The sequence below is a fragment of the Polaromonas eurypsychrophila genome, from assembly GCF_014641715.1.
Lineage (GTDB): Bacteria > Pseudomonadota > Gammaproteobacteria > Burkholderiales > Burkholderiaceae_C > Polaromonas > Polaromonas eurypsychrophila.
Map to the genome: position 1 here is coordinate 439,947 of NZ_BMIG01000001.1, position 16,185 is coordinate 456,131.

The following is a 16,185-nucleotide window of genomic DNA, read 5'->3' on the forward strand; positions in this document are numbered from 1 at the left end:
GTTCTTTCCCAACTCAATGGAGTGTATTCATGCAGATCATTTTTGAATCGCCTGAGCCGTGGCTGGAGCAACTGCGTGGTCTGGCGGTGCGTCGCGTGCGGCAGGCTACTCGGCATCTCGGCTGGCTGGCGCCGCGCGCACGGGTTCGGGTCTCGGATGTTCAGGGTGCCGACGACGGCATCGACAAGCGCTGCGAGGTTGAACTGACGGCTGAAGGTGCGGGCTCGGTGGTGGTGACCTCCGTCACGCGCGACTGGGGCTCGGCGTTGCAAAGCGCATTGGCGCGCGCTGTCCGCGCCTTGCTGCGCAAACTTCAGCCGCCGCGCAGCGCCCGGCATGCCATCAGCCACCAACGCTGACGCGACCGCCGCACTTTTTAATTTTTACGGAGAATCCTTTGATGAAATGTCCCCATTGCCCCGATGCCACCTTGCTGATGTCTGAACGCCAGGGTGTTGAAATTGACTACTGTCCCCAGTGCCGCGGCGTCTGGCTGGACCGCGGTGAGCTCGACAAGCTGATAAACCTGTCTGCAGCACCCCCCGCGTCCGCACCATCACCGATCCGGCAAGCGTCGCAAGTCCGGCAGCCTGACTTCGTGGATTCCGACTATCGCCACCAGCAGCAGCGTGGCTATCCGCGCAAGCAGAAGTCCTGGCTCAGCGAAATATTTGACTAGTGCGCAAGGCCTGAGGGTCCGGTAGGGTTTGTATGAAATGCTTGCATTCGGCCGCACTCGGGCACCTTGCCGTGTTAGGCTGAAGTTGGGTATGCAACGATTTGGTGCGCGCTTTTTTGCTTTCATTTTTTGCATGCTGGTTACAAAAAAACGAGACGAGCCGCCCTGCAAGATCGCCCGTTGTTGTGCTGAAGGAGTACCCGGTTGTGAAGCTGTTCCGGATGGTTGAATCCATTGCCCGTTTGTCGGTTGCCGGCCTGAGTGTGCTGCTGGTCGCAGCTTGCGCGATGCCGGTCAAGCAATTTCCCCTGCAGGAGCAATTTGGCTCTACCGCAACCTATTCACGGCTGTTTGATGCGACCGCCAAGCAAACGTGCGAGGCCGCGCGGCGTGCGTTGTTGAGCCAGGGCTACATCATCAATACCGCGCGTGAGGACCTGGTGGACGGACACAAAAGTTTCCAGCCCGAGCCCGAAGCGCATTTGCAGATGGCCATTCGTGTGGTCTGTGCGCCCGAGACCGCCGACAAAACCGTCAGCCTCGGCTTTGTCACTGCGTTGCAAGACAGTTATGCGCTGAAGAAAAGCAACAACTCCGCCAGCCTCGGCGTGGGTGGCATCGGCTCGGTGTCCTTGCCATTCAGTTCCAGCAACGATGCGATGGTCAAGGTCGGTAGCGAAACCATCACCGCAGATGTCTTTTACGACCGCTTCTTCGACCTGGTCAAACGCTACCTGGTGATGGACGACAGCGTCGGCATCACCGGCATCACTGGCAGCCCCGCCACGCCGCGTTGAACATCTTCGCCGGCAGGGCAGGGTGTCAGGCACGGTGTGGTGCATGTCCACTGCGTTGCTCCAGGCGCATGTCGATACCACTGCGTCCGCGAGGTAAACAGCGGGTAAATACACGCGGCACTTACCCCGGCTTCACACAGTCAGCCCACTATCTGCTCACTGAATCTCCAGCGATTGAAAAGCAGCGATTCAGGAGCAGCCCTGACAGGTTGCTGGCCCTTTGTTGTCAAAGCAGGAGAACCGCATGAATTCGAAACTGTTGACCACTTCCTTGTTGGCATCCGCCTTGTTCGCCGGCCTGGGCATGTCCCCGGCTATGGCGCAAAACACCAGCACGCCCAATGTGGACCGCGCGCAGCAGGCGATCAGCGCCCGCATCCAGCAGGGCCTGAACTCGGGGCACATCACGCCGTCCGAAGCGCAGGCGCTGTACGCCCGCGACCGCGACATCGCTGCCAAAGAGGCCTTCTTCAAATCCAACGGCCAGGCCACGCCGCAGGAGCGCCAGCAATTGCGCACTGACCTGAGCGCCCTGAACGCCGATGTCGAACGCATGATGGCCAACAATGTGTACAACGCCCCCCGAGACGTCGGTACGCCGGGGCTGGACAAGCAGGAATACCGCCTGAGCCAGCGCATCGACGAGGGTGTCCGTGATGGGCGCATATCGCAACGTGAAGCGCGCCGTCTGCTCAAGCGTGAACGCTCGTTCCAGCAGCATGAGGCCAGCTTCAAGGCCGACGGTGTGGTGACGCCGCAGGAGCGCCGCCAACTGCGCAGCGAACTCAGCGCCTTGCGCGAAGAGATAGACCGCGCCCTGCGCAATGGCAACGGCCGCGGCCGCAGCTAGGCAATCCCCATTGCCTGGCGCGTATCACCGCGTCAGGCCCAGGCGCTGACAGCTTCCTCGCGCCAGGCGCCTGGCGCGAGGTCGTCCAGGCGGCAGGGGCCGATGCTGGCGCGTACCAGCCGCAGGGTCGGGAAACCGACGGCCGCCGTCATGCGCCGCACCTGGCGGTTGCGTCCCTCGCGGATGACCAGTTCCAGCCATGCGGTCGGAATGGCCTGGCGTACCCGCACCGGCGGGTCGCGCGGCCACAGTGCAGGCGGTGGCGCCATCAGGTGCGCACAGGCCGGGCGCGTGATGCCGTCATTGAGCAGCACGCCATCGCGCAGCGCCTGCAGTGCAGCTTCATCAGGTAGGCCCTCGACCTGCACCCAGTAGGTCTTTTCCATCTTGAAGCGCGGGTCGGTGATGCGCGCCTGCAATTGACCGTCGCCGGTCAGCAGCAACAGGCCTTCGCTGTCGGCGTCGAGCCGGCCGGCTACATACACGTCCGGGATGGCGATGAAGTCCTTGAGTCCGCGCCAGCGTCCTTCCGGCGTGAACTGGCTCAGTACGCCATAGGGCTTGTTGAAAACAATCAGGCGCGGCGGCGCAGCTTGCATCAGCAGTCCAACTGGTCGGCCAGTGCGAGAAAGTCTTTCGCGTGCCAGGTGTTGGCGGGATCGGGTGACACGTCCTTGGGCCGGGCGGCACCAAACTCTGCAGGCCGTTCGATGTAGGCGGTTTGCAGACCACATTCGCGCGCGGCCGCCAAGTCGTCCTGGTGCGCGGCCACCAGCATCACCTGGGCCGGTGCCAGATCAAAGACCTTGGCCACGCCCAGGTAGGTTGCCGGGTCGGGTTTGTAAGCATGGAAGACTTCAGCCGACAACACGCAGTCCCAGGGCAGGCCGGCGCGTTTGGCCATGTTGGTGAGCAGGCCGATGTTGCCGTTGGACAGCGTGCAAATGGTGTAGCGCGACTTGAGCCGTGTTAGGCCGGCCACCACATCGGGCCAGGGATCGAGCCGGTGCCACGCGGTGTTCAGGTGCTGCCTGTCGGCTTCGCTAAAATCATCGAGGCCAAACTGCGGCAAGATGCTGTCAAGGATCAGGCGATGCAGATCGTCGATGCGTGTCCAGCCGAGTTCGCCAGACATCACGCGGGCCATCGCCGGCCGATAACCTGCGCGCCAAGCCAGGGCAAATGCCTTGCCGTCCACCGCCGGGCGCAACGCCTGCACCTCCCGGACGATGCTGCTGTGCCAGTCGACCACGGTGCCAAAAACATCGAAAGCCAGTATTTTCGCGTGGACAGGCTGTGCTGATTTGTTCATGTCTGCATTATCGGCAAGCCGCGTCGCGCTGAAAAGGCCGGCTTGCCAGAGCCCAGGCGCTACACTTGTTTGAGCGTTGCCTGGTTCTCACGAAAAGCAGAAGGCGTCTGATGAAAGAGCCTTGATGAAAGCTATGGACTGGAGAGTGTGGTTGACTGGTTTGCGTACCCGGCTGGTTGTGGTGGCGCTGCTTGGCTTGTTGCCCCTGGTTGTGACCGCCTTGGCTTCGTCGCTGCATGCGACGCTGGTTGTTGCGATGGCGGTGCTCGGCCTGGTGCTTGCGGGATGGGCGGGCGAGGCGCTGGTGCTGGCGCCGATGCGTCTTGCGCAGCAGCAGGCCAGGCAGACGTTGGAGAGCACCGAACGTGCGCTGCAACTGGCGCTGGACCGCCTGCGCACCGCGCAACGCATAGGCCGGATCGGCAACTGGGACTTCGACATCGCCAGCAACCGGGTCTGGTGGTCGGAAGAGACCGCCGCCATCTACGGTGTGACGCCGGGCGCACCAGATCCCGCGGGGAGCGCCCATGAGGGCGGGTTGTCCCACGTATTTTCCGACGACCGTGAAACTTACGCCGCCGCCCAGAAGCTTTTCTTCGCCGGCCAGGGCACGCTCGATATCGAGTACCGCACCGTCAGGGCCGACGGCGAGTTGCGCTGGGTGCATGCGCTGGGCGAGGCGGTGCGCGATGTCCAGGGCCGGCCTGTCACCTTGTCGGGAACGGTGCAGGACATCACTGATCGCAAACTCGCCCGGGACGCTCTCACTGCCAGCGAGGCGCAGTTTCGCCGGCTGACCGACGGCATGCCCCACATCGTCTGGACCATGCAGGCGGACGGCCAGCACAGCTGGTTCAATCAGACCTGGCTGGACTACACCGGCCTGAGCATGGAGGACAGCCTGACCAAAGGCTGGAGCATCCTTCTTCACCCTGAAGACGCCGAACGCACCAGCACGCTCTGGGCTGGCGCGCTGAGCCGGGGTGAGCCCTGCGAGATTGAACACCGCCTGCGCCGGGCCGACGGCGTTTACCGCTGGATGCTGGGTCGCGCGCTTCCGCAAATGGATGCCGACGGCCGGCGGGTGCAATGGCTGGGCACCCTGACGGACATTGACGACCTGAAGCGTGCGACCGAGCTGCTCGAAAAGAACATGTTCATGAACCGCATCGCCGGCCGCATGGCGCGGCTGGGCAGCTGGACCATCGAGCTGCCCGATCGCAAGCTCACCTGGTCAGACGAGAACTGCGCCATCCACGAGGTGCCGGCGGGTTACGTGCCGACGCTGGAAGAAGGCCTCAGCTACTTCCTGCCTGAAGACCGGCTCAAGGTGGTCCGGCTGGTCGAGGCCTGCGCCGAACAAGGTACGCCTTATGAATTCATTGTGCCCAAAATGACCGCCAAAGGGCGGCGCATCTGGGTGCGCTCGCTCGGCGAGGCGGTACGTGACGCTGACGGCAACATCATCCGCCTGCAGGGTGCTTTCCAGGACATCACCGAGCAGAAGGCCGCCGAGGCACGCACGCTGGCGCTGGAGGCGCGCATGATCTCCACGCTGGAGAGCATCACCGACGGCTTCGCGCTGATGGACGCTGACTGGTGCTTCACCTTCCTCAACCGCCAGGCCGAACGCATGTTGCAGCGCCCGGCCGGCCAGTTACTCGGCAAGAATCTGTGGGAAGAGTTTCCCGACGTTCTGGGCACACCGGTCGAGCGCGAGTACCGCACCTCGGTGGCCCAGCAGCGCACCGCGCGCTTCGAGGCTTTTTACCGGCCGCTGCGGACCTGGTTCGTGTTCCACGTTTATCCCACGCAGGCAGGGACGGCGGTGTATTTTCAGGACATCACCCAGCGGCGAGAGGAACAGGCGCAGTTGCGGCTGCTGGAGACGGCGGTGTCCCGCCTCAACGACATGGTGGTCATCACCGAGGCCGGCGCCGACAAGGACGGTGGCCCGCGCGTTGTGTTCGTCAACGATGCGTTTGAGCGCCAGACCGGCTACAGCCGTGAGAACGCCTTGGGGCAGAGCGTGATGCTGCTCTGGGGCACCACGCACCAGCAGGCCGAGCTGCAGCGTATACGCGCCGCCATGGACCGCAGGCGCGCGGTGCGCACCGAGATTTCGGTCCGCACCCGACACGGCGCACTGCTCTGGCTGGAGCTCGACATTGCGCCGATTGCCGGCGAGTCGGGCAAGTTCAAGCACTGGGTGGCGGTGGGGCGCGACGTCAGCGAGCGACGACAGCAGCAGCAGGAAATCCTCAGCCTCAACAGCGAGCTGGAGCAGCGGGTGCTGCTCCGCACCGGCCAGCTCGCCGAAGTCAACAAGGAGCTGGAGTCGTTTGCCTACTCGGTGTCGCATGACCTGCGCTCGCCGCTTAATACCGTGGACGGGTTTAGCCAGTTGCTGCTCAAAAGCGATGCAGGCAACGTCAGCACCAAGGGTCTGCATTACCTGGAGCGCATACGCGCAGGCGTCAAACAGATGGGCGATCTGATCGAAGGCCTGCTGACCCTGGCGCACTTGTCGCGCGAAGAGATCAAGTCAGAGTCGGTGGATCTGTCGGCCATGGCGCGGGTGATCGAGCAGGTCCACCGCGAGCGTGAGCCGCAGCGCGAGGCGCAGTTCTGCATCCAGGATGGCTTGCAAGCTCAGGGCGATCCCCGTTTGCTGACGGCTGTTCTGCAGAATCTGCTCGGCAATGCGTGGAAGTTCAGCGCGCGGCAACAAGTGGCCCGGATTGAAGTGGGCTGCGAACCGGCCACTGACGGCGAGGCGGTCTTCTTCGTTCGAGACAACGGCGCCGGCTTTGACATGGCGTTTGCGCACAAGCTGTTCGGCACCTTTGAACGGCTGCATTCGCCCGGAGATTTTCCGGGTACCGGCATCGGCCTGGCAACGGTCAAACGCGTGATCGACCGCCACGGCGGCCGCATCTGGGCAGACAGCAAGCCCGGCGAGGGCGCGACTTTTTATTTCACTTTTGGGCAGCCGATGTAGGTGGCCACTTATCTGGACAATTGCTATCGATTTAATAGCTAGTGGCGCCTGCCCGGTATGGGCCGGCGCCACTTTTTGCTTGCAAAAACAGCTTAGGCCGCAGCGGCGGCACGGCGCTGGCTGAAGGCCGACGTGCGTTTGGCGCTGACCGTGGTGACGTCGTCACCGGCGATCTTGCCGGCCAGGTCGGCGGTTTTCTGCTCGATCTGTGCGGCCAGCTTGCTCAGCGCCAGGGCGCCGGGTGCCGTGACCTGGGCAATCGTTGACAGAGTGTTGACGCCGGTTTTTTCTTCAAACAGGGCGGCGTTGGCAGAGGCGCGCTCGACGCCAGCTTCGGCCACCTTGACGAGCTGGTTCACCACTTGCTGGGCGCCGCTGCTGGTCAGGCTCAGGCCCTTGGTGTAATAAACGCTGAAGGCCAGTTGGGCGGCGCGGGCGTTTTTGGCGGTTTCGGCGGTCAGTTCCGAGCGCGACTCGCGCAGGGCCTTGTTCCAGCGCTGCTCCAGCAGGCTGACCACACGCTCGCCGCCGGCACGGTAGGCATCGATCATGTTTTTGGCGGTGTTGCCGTAGGCTTCGATCAGGTCGGTGGCCACGGTGGACAGGTTTTTGGCAGTCATGGAGGTTTCCTTGGAGTGGGTTGGAAGATGCTCCATCTTCAGGGTTTCTACTAGTGACTGCAACCTAGCTAAGCAGCTTTCTTAGGGGCGCTCGTCCAGAATGCACCAGGCCGATGTTCGAAACGGCATCAAGTCGCCAGCGCGTCTGCCACTGCCTGCGTGGCGGCGATCAGGCCGGTGACCAGGCGTTCATTGACGTCGAGCAGGCCTTCGTACTCGCCGAGGTTGCGCGTGTTGTGGCATTTATCCAGAACTCGCCATACCTCGGGCCCCAATCCCAGCGTGTGGGGCAGCACCTGAAACACGATGTAGCGGTTGGCCGGGCGATAACCCTTGCGTCGCAATGCGGCAAGGCACAGGGCGTGCGCCGCGTTGTAGGCAAGGTCAAATTGGCTTTCGAGCGCCAGCGTTGCATTGCGGGAGTCGGCCAGACGCGCCATGCCGGTACGCTGCAATCCTGAGATCTCGTGGGTGTCGGGCGGTTCCGCTTTGAGCGGCTTTCCGGGGCCGCAGAGATTGTCCAGCTCAAGCATGAAGTTGCTTCTCGTCGCCGATCAGCCATATTTTTGGCTGCTGCAGGACGCGGCTGACAAACGCATTGTCCTGCGTTATGCGCTTGGTCATCTCGGCGGGTGTGTACAGCGTCGGGTTGACTTTGCGGCCCAGCGAAGCGGTCGCGCCTTCCAGCGCGCCAAATACGTCGGCGTAGCTCAGGCCCGCGCTGACCACCATCACGTCGATGTCGCTTTGTGCGGTGTCATTCTGTTTGGCGACCGACCCATAGACAAAGGCGGCCACCATCTGCGGCGCCAGCGGCGCCAGTGCGGCGCGCAACACGTCGGCCAACCCGGAGGTCTTCATGACCAGCCCGCGCAATTCGGCAAACACCGGCGCTGCCACATTGGCCTGGTAGTGCTTCTGGTTGCCTTGTTTGGTGACACTCAACAAACCTGCTTCAGACAGGGCAGCCAGCTCACGCTGCACGGAGCCGGTGCCCGACTGCGCCAGGGCAATCACTTCATTCGCATAAAAACTGCGATCGGGGTTGCCAAACAGCACCGCCAGCACACGTTGCCGCCCCTTGGGAAATAACGCGTCGGCGATCCTGCTGGAGTCCGCATGAAGATGATTTATACCCATAATGGGTTTGATCATACCCGAATAGGGGTTTTGAATTCATCTATTCCGTCCGTGAGTCAATGCAGAGGGATCGCTACGTTTTTAATAGCTGCCTACGCTTGGCCAGTAAGGGCTAGAGGTTGATGTGGCTTGTAATCAGGCCAGAAACAGCGCCGGATCCACCATGGTGCGGTTCAGCATCACGCCCCAGTGCAGGTGCGGGCCAGTCACGCGTCCGGTTGCGCCCACCGCGCCCAGGCGCGCGCCGGTGGGCAGCACTTCGCCCGGCTGGGCGTCCATGGCGCTCAGGTGGCAATACATGCTCAGCAGGCCACCGCCGTGGTCCAGCCAGACGGTGCCGCCGTTGAAAAAGTAGTCGCCGCTGTCGATGACTCGCCCCGGCAGCGGCGCCACCACCGGTGTGCCGGTGCCGGCCGCGATGTCCATGCCGCTGTGTGGGTTGCGGGCCTGGCCGTTGAAGACACGCCGCAGCCCGAAAGAGCTTGATTTGCGCCCCGGCACCGGCACCCGCATGCGCAGCGAGGCGGGCAGCGGCTGGCTGAAGGTCGCCATCACGGTTTCCTGGTGGGCGCGCTCACGCTCGTAACGCGCCAAGTCTTCCGGTGACAGGTCCACCGTGCGCGGTGAGACCTTGAGTTTTTGTTCACTGTAGCGTTTGGGCACGATGGTGTAGGGGATCTGGCGCTGCGCGCCGCCGGGTAGCTGCACCGTGATGGCCGCTTCGCCGGGCGCGCTAGAGAGCGGGATACCGACGATGGCCGTCCATTCGATCACGTCGCCCACCACCAGTAGCGGCAGCTCCCCCTGGTGCGCGACCGGCCGTTGCGCCGAGGGGCCCAGCGACAGCCGCCCCACGCCGCCGGGCACTGGCAGGGCCTGCGGCCAGACCGTGGATGAAGCGGGGGGGGTGGCCGCAAAACCTGCGCCCGGCAGGGTCAGCAAGCCCAGCGCGGCCATCAGCGCCTTGCGGCGCGACAGCTCGACTGTTTGGAGGGCGGATTCAGCGGATGAAGGCACAAGTCAGATTATTGTTTTTCCCAGACGATCTTGCCGTCGTTGACGTAGTCGTCGAACTGGATCCGCGGAATGGCGGTCACGCCAGCCACGCCGTCGCCAGCATCCCAGCTCAGGGTCGCGCTGTCGGGTTCCAGCGCCACTTCAATGCGCCCCGGCGGAATCGGGATGGGCGCGCCATCGCCGGGGGTGAAGGTCACGTCACCGGTCACTGTGGCGAATTGGGGCATGGAAGTCTCCTTGAGGGTTGGGACAACATCTTCGGCGGTCGTCGGTTGCTTCACCCATTAAACATGAGGGACGGCGTGCCGTGTGTCAGCCAAAAGCGCGTTTTTTCCGCGATACCGGCAGGGTCTTTAGCTGCAGGTGGCGCCGGAGGCGCGTCTGAACGACGCACCTTGCACCAGCGCCATGTTGCCCTGGGCCGAGGCGATGCGCAGTTCATCACCCGTGGCCTGCAGCACCAGCTCTCCACTGCTACCCGCAGGCGTGCGCAGCTCGCTGCCGCTGATGGTGCCGGCCAGCTCCCGCGTGCGATCGCGCCAGGCCAGCGTGCCAGAAAAATTTTGATAGGTCTGCGTCAGTGTGATGCTGGCGCCGCGCAGCAGCCCGCTTGCGCACCACAAGCCATCGACCTTGGCGGGAACCGTCCACAAATGAATCTTGCTCGACTTCTCGCGGCCCACCGCTTTGTTGGGCACAGCCACCACCGTCGTGCGGTCCGGCTTCCAGTCGCCCATGTCCCAGTCGTGCGAGACGATGCGTGTGCCCGGCTTGAGCGCGAGCAGGGCGGGGCGCAACTGCAAATTGAATTCCGGCAGCAGATACATGGTGATCACGCTGGCGGGCGCCAGGTCGGTCTTGAACAAGTCCTGCACCCGGAACTCGACCTTGTCTGCCACACCCGCATTGCGCGCACTGGCCTTGCTGCGCTCCACCAGCGACGGGTCGATTTCGACGCCGAGGCCGGTCGCCTCAAATTTTTTCGCCGCCAGGATCACAATGCGCCCGTCACCCGAACCGAGGTCAATCACATGGTCGCCACGCTTGACGCCCGCGCTGCTCAGCATTTCGAGCGTGACGTTGTCGGGGGAGGTGATGAAGGGGACTTCTTCGATGGGTTGGGCTTCGGCTCTAGCTAACGACAGGCAGATGATGCCAGTCAACAAAGAGGCCCGCAGCCTTCTAGAGAATTTTTTAGTATGCATATCGCCATTGTGAACTCTGAAGCCAAACAGTTTGTGCAAAACTACCAGTCGCGTGTGATTGCCAAATCTTGCCTTTTTTGCTCTACCAAATCACCGAGGGTAGCGAGTGAAGATTCAAGCTCAGAATGATTGTCTTTGGGGTTGTACTGAAGAACTTCAAGGTTCATTGTTTTCTTGACAGCCCTTTTAAAGTCCGCCGAATACCTTGATCCCATTGCAATGTAGTGAGGATTAGATGTGGGATGGAGTTGCACATTTCTTTCCAGTAGAACCTGAATGTCTGGATCGCTGATTCCGCACCCAAGAAATATGCAGGTATGAGTAAGCATCAACCCATCCAAAAGCGAATAGAAAGCAGCGTATCTATGTCTGGCCCGAGCGTAGTCTCCTTTGGTAAAAACCATCTGAAGAGGTGCATCAATAGAACCGTGGGCCTTTATAACGAGCCGATGACGTTTACGAATAAAGTTGGAGACGTCACCTTCGTCATAACTTTTAACGATGACAGTACCTTGGGAGGCCGCAGACGCATATGTGTCGTAAATCTTGTCAAAATTTTGAGTAATTACTAATCTGGAGTCAAGACTAAAGATGTGTTTGTGAATGTCACCGGGTGGGTACTGCGGGTTAACGAACTCCTCAAGAATTAAGTTCTCCCAATCGGCCCCTAGCGCATCATGAAGGAGCTCGCAGGCGGTAAGAAGGTCCGACTCTCTAACTAACTTGGAAATCTCGCGACTAAGTTTTTTGTCTGTACATCGTTTAATTCCAAGCTCTAAGAATTCTTTCCATATTGGTGGACGCTTCCCACCTATGCCCGACGAGTTTTTAGAGACGCCAGAGCCGAGAAAAATTATTGCCCTCCTTCTTGCTAGCTCATCCACCAGCGGTACGGGCCATGTGATCATTCCAAGTCCCCAAGATTCACCACTACGTGATCGGCGATTTCCTGGATGGTTTTCTTATACTCGGCTACTTTTGCAAAATGGGCACCCACGACTCCATCCACCGCTCTAAGTGAGAATATTGGGCGACGGCTAGTTTGACTAAGTGGGATCAAGCTATGCAACGTAGGAATAGTCCCCAATACATAGTCGACATTTTTTTTGGCCTCTGGTTGAAGTTTTGCGACTATTTGGTCTTTGATCGCGCTTGGCACTTTTTTAATAATGTGATCGAAAGCCCGAACAGCCCTGGGTTTTCCTTCAACATCTCGTTTCGCGGTGTATTGCTGAGTGACATAGCCTAGAAATTGAAGCCGCCAATTGAGGTCCTCAATTCCAATTTCCGAGGAATCATCGGCTTGATTTATAGCGTTTTCGTATTGCTTTTTCCACTTCACTAAAGATAGCGAAATATTCTCTAGAGCCTTAAGGCTGAAGATGTCAGTGGAAAGTGGAGTTAAAAAGTAACCAACGGCAAGTAGTACGGATCGATTTATCGCCCCTAGGGAGGGACCTACATCAAATAGCACGTAATCATAGTCTCCGCACATATGAAGCAGATGGCGGAAGAGTAGCGTAGTTCGCAAGCCGCGTACATTTCCAGAAACCGCGTGCCCCCAGTCGGTCGCGAGCAGGTCTTCTGTTAATGCAAGCCTAGGATCACCTACAAGTACGTCAACTCCAAAGTTTTTGCTTTTTCTTGTTTCTAGTAAGTCTGTATAGCCTTTGCCAAGCGCCAACGGCTTTACGACATTATCGATAGTGAAAGATTTTTTTTTGTAAATGGCATCTAACGTGTCATCCGAAAAAAGGCTTTGCGTGGCGTTGCATTGCGGGTCTGCATCGACGACTAGAACTTTGTATCCCTTCTCTAGAGCGAGATATCCAGCTACATTGCAAAGGAGCGTTGTTTTTCCAACACCACCTTTATTATTAAAGAAGGCAATAGACTTCATAGTTCTCCCTTTTTGACTCCATTAGCAAGATCACTGTTGCGATTCGCTATTTCCCCCAACTATCCTTCATCCCCGTCACCCGATTGAAAACCGCTTTCCCCGCAGCATGATCCTTCAAGTCGGTCACAAAGTACCCATGCTGCTCAAACTGAAAGCGCTGACCAGTCGCCATAGTCGCCAGTGAAGGCTCTACATAAGCCGTCACCACCGACAGGCTGTTGGGGTTGAGGTTCTCCAGAAAATCTTTGCCATCCGTTTCGGCTGGAACTCCTCTGGAGCCAGTCCGGTGTCCCGTTTATGCACTGTTCTTCCTGCAGGTCATCGCGCTTGTACCCTGTTTTTCCAGTACTGTGGCTTGCGGTGCTGATGGGCGACCGCGATGACCAAGAGGTCGCTCTCGTCTGCACTGTAGATGATGCTGTAAGGAAAACGATTCAGTCGGCAGCGCCTAAGGGTGGGCGACAGCGGATGCCACGCGTTTGGAAACTGGCTGATCAGCTTCAGGGTTTTCAGGGTTTCAAGCAAAAATGCCTGGCCCAAACCGGGCGCCTGACTTGCATACCATTCGATGGCCCCATCGAGTTCGGTCTGTGCGGGCTCAAGAAGCCGGATGTTCATGCCGACCGGTTGGCTACCTGGTATTTGCCCAGCACGTCTGACAGCGGGATGGCGCGGATCTCGCCGCGCCTGTATGCCGCAAGGCGGTCGTTGGCCTCTGCTGTCCACAGCGCTTCCAGCAATGTGTCAGGAACGTCGAGGCTGTCGAGAAGATGCTCGACCAGCGCCAGACGTTCATTCGGGGGCAATTGCAACGCTTGCGCGCTCAGGGCTTCTGCGGTTTGGCTCATTGTTCGCTCCTTGACAGGATCAGAGAAGGCATGACTCACTATAACGCCGACCCGTTTGCACGTGGCCTGCTGGCGTTATGTCTTATTTGGCCCAGGAATCCTTCATCCCCGTGACCCGATTGAACACGACTTTCCCCACAGCGTGATCCTTCAAGTCAGTGACAAAGTACCCATGCCTCTCAAACTGAAATCTCTGCCCGGCCGCAACAGAAGCCAGTGAAGGCTCCACATAAGCCGTCACCACCAACAGGCTGGCTGGATTCAGGTTCTGCAGAAAATCTTTTCCATCCGCTTCAGGTTGCGCCTTGTAGAACAGCCGGGCATACGATCGCATGTCCGTCCAAGCTCAAGCAGCTTTTTTGAGTTTCAACTGAACCGAGTACCCGAGACTGGCCGCTACGTTGACCAATGCGTCCAGCGTAAATTTGTGAGTACGGTTTTTAACCAGATCGTTCATGCGCGGCTGGGTAATCCCCACGCGTTTTGCGGCTTCTGCCTGGGTGATACCAAGCTTGTCTATCACTTTGCGGATGTGGATGACCAGATCAGCGCGCAGCAGCAGGTTTTGCGCTTCGGCCTCGGGAAAACCCAGATCGCGAAAGACGTTGTCACTGCCGACAACACGGCGCATTTTTTCAGTCATGATTTCTTCTCCTTCGACAGTGCGGCGTATCGGTTTCTCGCAACTTCCAGATCAGGCAGGGCAGTCTTGGGTGTCTTTTTAATGAAGGCGTGAAGCACGTAAACCGAGTCGGAAAATTTCGCCACATAAATCACACGGTACTGGTTTCCTGCACGTACCCGTATTTCATAAGCCCCGGAGCCTACCGAAAGCATGGGCTTGAAGTCGCTTGGCATCAAACCACTTTGCACCAGTCGAAGTTCCTGCCCGATGAACATACGCGCATCGACCGGGAACTCGCGTACCGCATTCAGCGATGTTCCCAGCCATTGAATGCGTTTCATTTTATATCAAATATGATAAGTTTTATCGTTTTCCGATATTGGCATCTACTTGCCCCAGGAGTCCTTCATCCCCGTCACCCGATTGAACACCGCTTTCCCCGCAGCGTGATCCTTCAAGTCAGTGACAAAGTACCCATGCCGCTCGAACTGGAAGCGCTGACCGACCGCGACAGAAGCCAGTGAAGGCTCAACATAAGCCGTCACCACCGACAGGCTGTTTGGGTTCAAGTTCTCCAGAAAATCTTTGCCGTCCGCTTCGGGATGCGCCTCGGTGAACAGGCGGTCGTAGAGCCGTACTTCGGCCTGCACTGCATCGTCGACGCCGACCCAGGTGATCACACCCTTGACCTTGACCGCGTCGGAGCCCGGTGTGCCGCTTTTGGTGTCGGGGATCAAGGTGGCCAATACTTCCGTGACATTGCCGTTGGCGTCTTTCATTGCGCCGGTGCATTCGATCACGTGGCCGTATTTCAGGCGCACCTTGCTGCCAGGAAAGAGGCGGAAGAAGCCCTTGGGCGGCGTTTCTTCGTAGTCGGTGCGTTCGATCCAGACTTCCTTGCCAATCTTGAATTCGCGTTTGCCCTGCTCGGGGTGGTGCGGGTGCACCGGGGCGCTGCAATCGTCGAGCGTTCCTGCGCCCATGACCTCATCCCAATTCGTCAGCACCAGCTTGACCGGGTCCAGCACAGCCATGGCGCGCGGGGCGATCGGGTCCAGCGTGTCGCGCAATGCGCCTTCGAGCGTGCTGTAGTCGATCCAGCTGTCGCTTTTGGTCACGCCTATGCGTTCGGCAAACAAATGAATCGCTTCGGGCGTGTAGCCGCGCCGGCGCAGGCCGACGATGGTGGGCATGCGTGGGTCGTCCCAGCCGCTGACGCGCTTCTCGTTGACGAGCTGGGCCAGCTTGCGTTTGCTGGTCAGTACATAGGTCAGATTGAGGCGCGCAAACTCGTATTGGCGCGGGTGTGGGGTGGCGATCAGTTGCCCTTCGGCCAGTTTGTCGAGCAGCCAGTCGTAGAAAGGGCGCTGATCCTCGAACTCCAGCGTGCAGATGCTGTGGGTGATCTGCTCAAGCGCGTCTTCGATCGGGTGGGCGTAGGTGTACATCGGGTAGATGCACCACTTGTCGCCGGTGTTGTGATGGTGCGCGCGGCGTATGCGGTAGATCGCCGGGTCGCGCATATTGATGTTGGGCGAGGCCATGTCGATTTTGGCGCGCAACACGGCGGCGCCGTCTGCCAGTTTGCCGTCACGCATTTCGCGGAAGCGCGCCAGATTTTCAGCCGGGGTGCGGGTGCGGAAGGGGCTGTTGACGCCGGGTTTGACAAAGTCGCCGCGGTGGATGCGCATCTCGTCGGCGCTTTGTTCGTCCACATAGGCGTTGCCACACTCGATCAAATACTCGGCGGCGCGGTACATGAAGTCGAAGTAGTCGCTGGCCTGATACAGGTTGACTTCTATACCGCGAGGACCGTTGTTGAGCCAGTCGAAGCCCAGCCACTGGACCGCGTCCTTGATGGCGTCGACGTACTCGGTGTCTTCTTTTTCGGGGTTGGTGTCGTCAAAACGCAGGTGGCAGATGCCGCCGTAGTCGCGCGCCAGGCCGAAATTCAGGCAAATGCTTTTGGCATGGCCGACGTGCAGGTAGCCGTTGGGCTCGGGCGGAAAACGCAGGCGGACCCTGGCCGGATCCGGCTGGCCGGCGGCGTGGTGGGCGGCGTCGCCGGGGCTGCCGCCCCATTTCCTGCCGGCGTAGGTGGCTTCGGCCAGATCTTTTTCGATGATCTGGCGCAAAAAATTGCTGGTTTTGGGGTGTTCTTTGTCTGCAGAGGGGGTCATGCGCTTGATTC

The 16,185-nt window shown here is 59.8% G+C and carries 20 protein-coding genes and 2 pseudogenes; 5 read left to right on the forward strand and 17 right to left on the reverse strand.

Annotation, left to right across the window (positions count from 1 at the left end; all coding sequences use genetic code 11):
* Positions 1-29: 29 nt before the first annotated feature.
* The 4 genes from IEX16_RS02080 (at position 30) to IEX16_RS02095 (ending at position 2,326) form a co-directional block, all read left to right on the forward strand.
* On the forward strand, positions 30-359 hold the full coding sequence (locus IEX16_RS02080) for an HPF/RaiA family ribosome-associated protein (protein WP_188706078.1): 330 nt from the start codon (positions 30-32) through the stop codon (positions 357-359).
* Positions 360-400: 41 nt separating this feature from the next.
* Entirely contained in the window at positions 401-679 is a 279-nt protein-coding gene (locus IEX16_RS02085; protein WP_188706080.1) for a TFIIB-type zinc ribbon-containing protein, read from the forward strand.
* A 287-nt stretch (positions 680-966) separates the two neighbouring features.
* Positions 967-1,476, forward strand: coding sequence for a DUF2242 domain-containing protein (locus IEX16_RS02090; protein ID WP_229676134.1), 510 nt, complete (start codon positions 967-969; stop codon positions 1,474-1,476).
* 244 nt (positions 1,477-1,720) lie between these two features.
* Positions 1,721-2,326: a hypothetical protein gene (locus tag IEX16_RS02095; RefSeq protein ID WP_188706082.1), complete on the forward strand. Its 606-nt coding sequence runs from the start codon at positions 1,721-1,723 to the stop codon at positions 2,324-2,326.
* Positions 2,327-2,358: 32 nt separating this feature from the next.
* Here the strand turns inward: IEX16_RS02095 and IEX16_RS02100 are convergent, their stop codons facing one another.
* Positions 2,359-2,925 carry a pseudouridine synthase gene (locus tag IEX16_RS02100; RefSeq protein WP_188706083.1) on the reverse strand — a complete coding sequence of 189 codons (567 nt, stop codon included), beginning with the start codon at positions 2,923-2,925 and terminating at the stop codon, positions 2,359-2,361.
* Positions 2,925-3,638, reverse strand: coding sequence for a haloacid dehalogenase type II (locus IEX16_RS02105; RefSeq protein WP_188706085.1), 714 nt, complete (start codon positions 3,636-3,638; stop codon positions 2,925-2,927). Before IEX16_RS02105 ends, IEX16_RS02100 begins: the two co-directional genes overlap by 1 nt.
* A 151-nt stretch (positions 3,639-3,789) precedes the next feature.
* Between IEX16_RS02105 and IEX16_RS02110 the strand changes: the two genes are divergently transcribed.
* On the forward strand, positions 3,790-6,639 hold the full coding sequence (locus IEX16_RS02110; protein WP_229676114.1) for a PAS domain S-box protein: 2,850 nt from the start codon (positions 3,790-3,792) through the stop codon (positions 6,637-6,639).
* A 92-nt stretch (positions 6,640-6,731) separates the two neighbouring features.
* Here IEX16_RS02110 and IEX16_RS02115 read toward each other — a convergent pair whose 3' ends face one another.
* From IEX16_RS02115 to IEX16_RS02185, 15 genes and pseudogenes are all read right to left on the reverse strand, one after another.
* Entirely contained in the window at positions 6,732-7,259 is a 528-nt protein-coding gene (locus IEX16_RS02115; protein WP_188706087.1) for a hypothetical protein, read from the reverse strand.
* 128 nt (positions 7,260-7,387) lie between these two features.
* The gene (locus IEX16_RS02120; RefSeq protein ID WP_188706089.1) at positions 7,388-7,792 is read right to left on the reverse strand and encodes a hypothetical protein; all 405 of its coding nucleotides are present in this window, start codon (positions 7,790-7,792) and stop codon (positions 7,388-7,390) included.
* Positions 7,785-8,414: a transcriptional regulator gene (locus tag IEX16_RS02125; RefSeq protein WP_188706091.1), complete on the reverse strand. Its 630-nt coding sequence runs from the start codon at positions 8,412-8,414 to the stop codon at positions 7,785-7,787. The genes IEX16_RS02120 and IEX16_RS02125 overlap by 8 nt, the downstream gene beginning before the upstream one ends.
* A gap of 120 nt (positions 8,415-8,534) precedes the next feature.
* Positions 8,535-9,356 carry a M23 family metallopeptidase gene (locus tag IEX16_RS02130; protein ID WP_188706287.1) on the reverse strand — a complete coding sequence of 274 codons (822 nt, stop codon included), beginning with the start codon at positions 9,354-9,356 and terminating at the stop codon, positions 8,535-8,537.
* Positions 9,357-9,424: 68 nt separating this feature from the next.
* Positions 9,425-9,643 carry a hypothetical protein gene (locus tag IEX16_RS02135; protein ID WP_188706092.1) on the reverse strand — a complete coding sequence of 73 codons (219 nt, stop codon included), beginning with the start codon at positions 9,641-9,643 and terminating at the stop codon, positions 9,425-9,427.
* 126 nt (positions 9,644-9,769) lie between these two features.
* Positions 9,770-10,621, reverse strand: coding sequence for an SAM-dependent methyltransferase (locus IEX16_RS02140; RefSeq protein WP_188706094.1), 852 nt, complete (start codon positions 10,619-10,621; stop codon positions 9,770-9,772).
* Positions 10,622-10,662: 41 nt separating this feature from the next.
* Positions 10,663-11,529, reverse strand: coding sequence for an SIR2 family protein (locus IEX16_RS02145; RefSeq protein ID WP_188706096.1), 867 nt, complete (start codon positions 11,527-11,529; stop codon positions 10,663-10,665).
* On the reverse strand, positions 11,526-12,521 hold the full coding sequence (locus IEX16_RS02150; protein WP_188706098.1) for a ParA family protein: 996 nt from the start codon (positions 12,519-12,521) through the stop codon (positions 11,526-11,528). The genes IEX16_RS02145 and IEX16_RS02150 overlap by 4 nt, the downstream gene beginning before the upstream one ends.
* 46 nt (positions 12,522-12,567) lie before the next feature.
* A pseudogene (locus tag IEX16_RS02155) lies at positions 12,568-12,780 on the reverse strand (glutamine--tRNA ligase); the annotation flags it as partial.
* 59 nt (positions 12,781-12,839) lie between these two features.
* On the reverse strand, positions 12,840-13,139 hold the full coding sequence (locus IEX16_RS02160) for a type II toxin-antitoxin system RelE/ParE family toxin (RefSeq protein ID WP_188706100.1): 300 nt from the start codon (positions 13,137-13,139) through the stop codon (positions 12,840-12,842).
* A complete protein-coding gene (locus IEX16_RS02165; protein WP_188706102.1) occupies positions 13,136-13,369 on the reverse strand; it encodes an addiction module protein in 234 nt (77 codons plus the stop codon). The genes IEX16_RS02160 and IEX16_RS02165 overlap by 4 nt, the downstream gene beginning before the upstream one ends.
* Positions 13,370-13,451: 82 nt before the next feature.
* Positions 13,452-13,706: pseudogene (locus IEX16_RS02170) on the reverse strand (glutamine--tRNA ligase); the annotation flags it as partial.
* A gap of 9 nt (positions 13,707-13,715) precedes the next feature.
* Positions 13,716-14,012 (reverse strand): helix-turn-helix domain-containing protein, encoded by a 297-nt coding sequence (locus IEX16_RS02175; protein ID WP_229676115.1) that lies wholly within the window; start codon positions 14,010-14,012, stop codon positions 13,716-13,718.
* Complete coding sequence (locus IEX16_RS02180) at positions 14,009-14,335, reverse strand: type II toxin-antitoxin system RelE/ParE family toxin (RefSeq protein ID WP_188706104.1); 327 nt, start codon at positions 14,333-14,335, stop codon at positions 14,009-14,011. Before IEX16_RS02180 ends, IEX16_RS02175 begins: the two co-directional genes overlap by 4 nt.
* A 45-nt stretch (positions 14,336-14,380) precedes the next feature.
* The gene (locus IEX16_RS02185; RefSeq protein WP_188706106.1) at positions 14,381-16,174 is read right to left on the reverse strand and encodes a glutamine--tRNA ligase/YqeY domain fusion protein; all 1,794 of its coding nucleotides are present in this window, start codon (positions 16,172-16,174) and stop codon (positions 14,381-14,383) included.
* Between the last annotated feature and the right edge of the window lie 11 nt (positions 16,175-16,185).

Bases quoted from the DNA above. Each gene is read 5' to 3' on its own strand.
- IEX16_RS02085 (WP_188706080.1), top strand. From the start codon at position 401: ATGAAATGTCCCCATTGCCCCGATGCCACCTTGCTGATGTCTGAACGC.
- IEX16_RS02175 (WP_229676115.1), bottom strand. From the start codon at position 14,012: ATGACTGAAAAAATGCGCCGTGTTGTCGGCAGTGACAACGTCTTTCGC.
- IEX16_RS02160 (WP_188706100.1), bottom strand. From the start codon at position 13,139: ATGAACATCCGGCTTCTTGAGCCCGCACAGACCGAACTCGATGGGGCC.
- IEX16_RS02135 (WP_188706092.1), bottom strand. From the start codon at position 9,643: ATGCCCCAATTCGCCACAGTGACCGGTGACGTGACCTTCACCCCCGGC.
- IEX16_RS02080 (WP_188706078.1), top strand. From the start codon at position 30: ATGCAGATCATTTTTGAATCGCCTGAGCCGTGGCTGGAGCAACTGCGT.
- IEX16_RS02125 (WP_188706091.1), bottom strand. From the start codon at position 8,414: ATGATCAAACCCATTATGGGTATAAATCATCTTCATGCGGACTCCAGC.
- IEX16_RS02090 (WP_229676134.1), top strand. From the start codon at position 967: ATGCCGGTCAAGCAATTTCCCCTGCAGGAGCAATTTGGCTCTACCGCA.
- IEX16_RS02115 (WP_188706087.1), bottom strand. From the start codon at position 7,259: ATGACTGCCAAAAACCTGTCCACCGTGGCCACCGACCTGATCGAAGCC.
- IEX16_RS02185 (WP_188706106.1), bottom strand. From the start codon at position 16,174: ATGACCCCCTCTGCAGACAAAGAACACCCCAAAACCAGCAATTTTTTG.
- IEX16_RS02095 (WP_188706082.1), top strand. From the start codon at position 1,721: ATGAATTCGAAACTGTTGACCACTTCCTTGTTGGCATCCGCCTTGTTC.
- IEX16_RS02140 (WP_188706094.1), bottom strand. From the start codon at position 10,621: ATGCATACTAAAAAATTCTCTAGAAGGCTGCGGGCCTCTTTGTTGACT.
- IEX16_RS02100 (WP_188706083.1), bottom strand. From the start codon at position 2,925: ATGCAAGCTGCGCCGCCGCGCCTGATTGTTTTCAACAAGCCCTATGGC.
- IEX16_RS02145 (WP_188706096.1), bottom strand. From the start codon at position 11,529: ATGATCACATGGCCCGTACCGCTGGTGGATGAGCTAGCAAGAAGGAGG.
- IEX16_RS02165 (WP_188706102.1), bottom strand. From the start codon at position 13,369: ATGAGCCAAACCGCAGAAGCCCTGAGCGCGCAAGCGTTGCAATTGCCC.
- IEX16_RS02105 (WP_188706085.1), bottom strand. From the start codon at position 3,638: ATGAACAAATCAGCACAGCCTGTCCACGCGAAAATACTGGCTTTCGAT.
- IEX16_RS02180 (WP_188706104.1), bottom strand. From the start codon at position 14,335: ATGAAACGCATTCAATGGCTGGGAACATCGCTGAATGCGGTACGCGAG.
- IEX16_RS02150 (WP_188706098.1), bottom strand. From the start codon at position 12,521: ATGAAGTCTATTGCCTTCTTTAATAATAAAGGTGGTGTTGGAAAAACA.
- IEX16_RS02130 (WP_188706287.1), bottom strand. From the start codon at position 9,356: ATGGCCGCGCTGGGCTTGCTGACCCTGCCGGGCGCAGGTTTTGCGGCC.
- IEX16_RS02120 (WP_188706089.1), bottom strand. From the start codon at position 7,792: ATGCTTGAGCTGGACAATCTCTGCGGCCCCGGAAAGCCGCTCAAAGCG.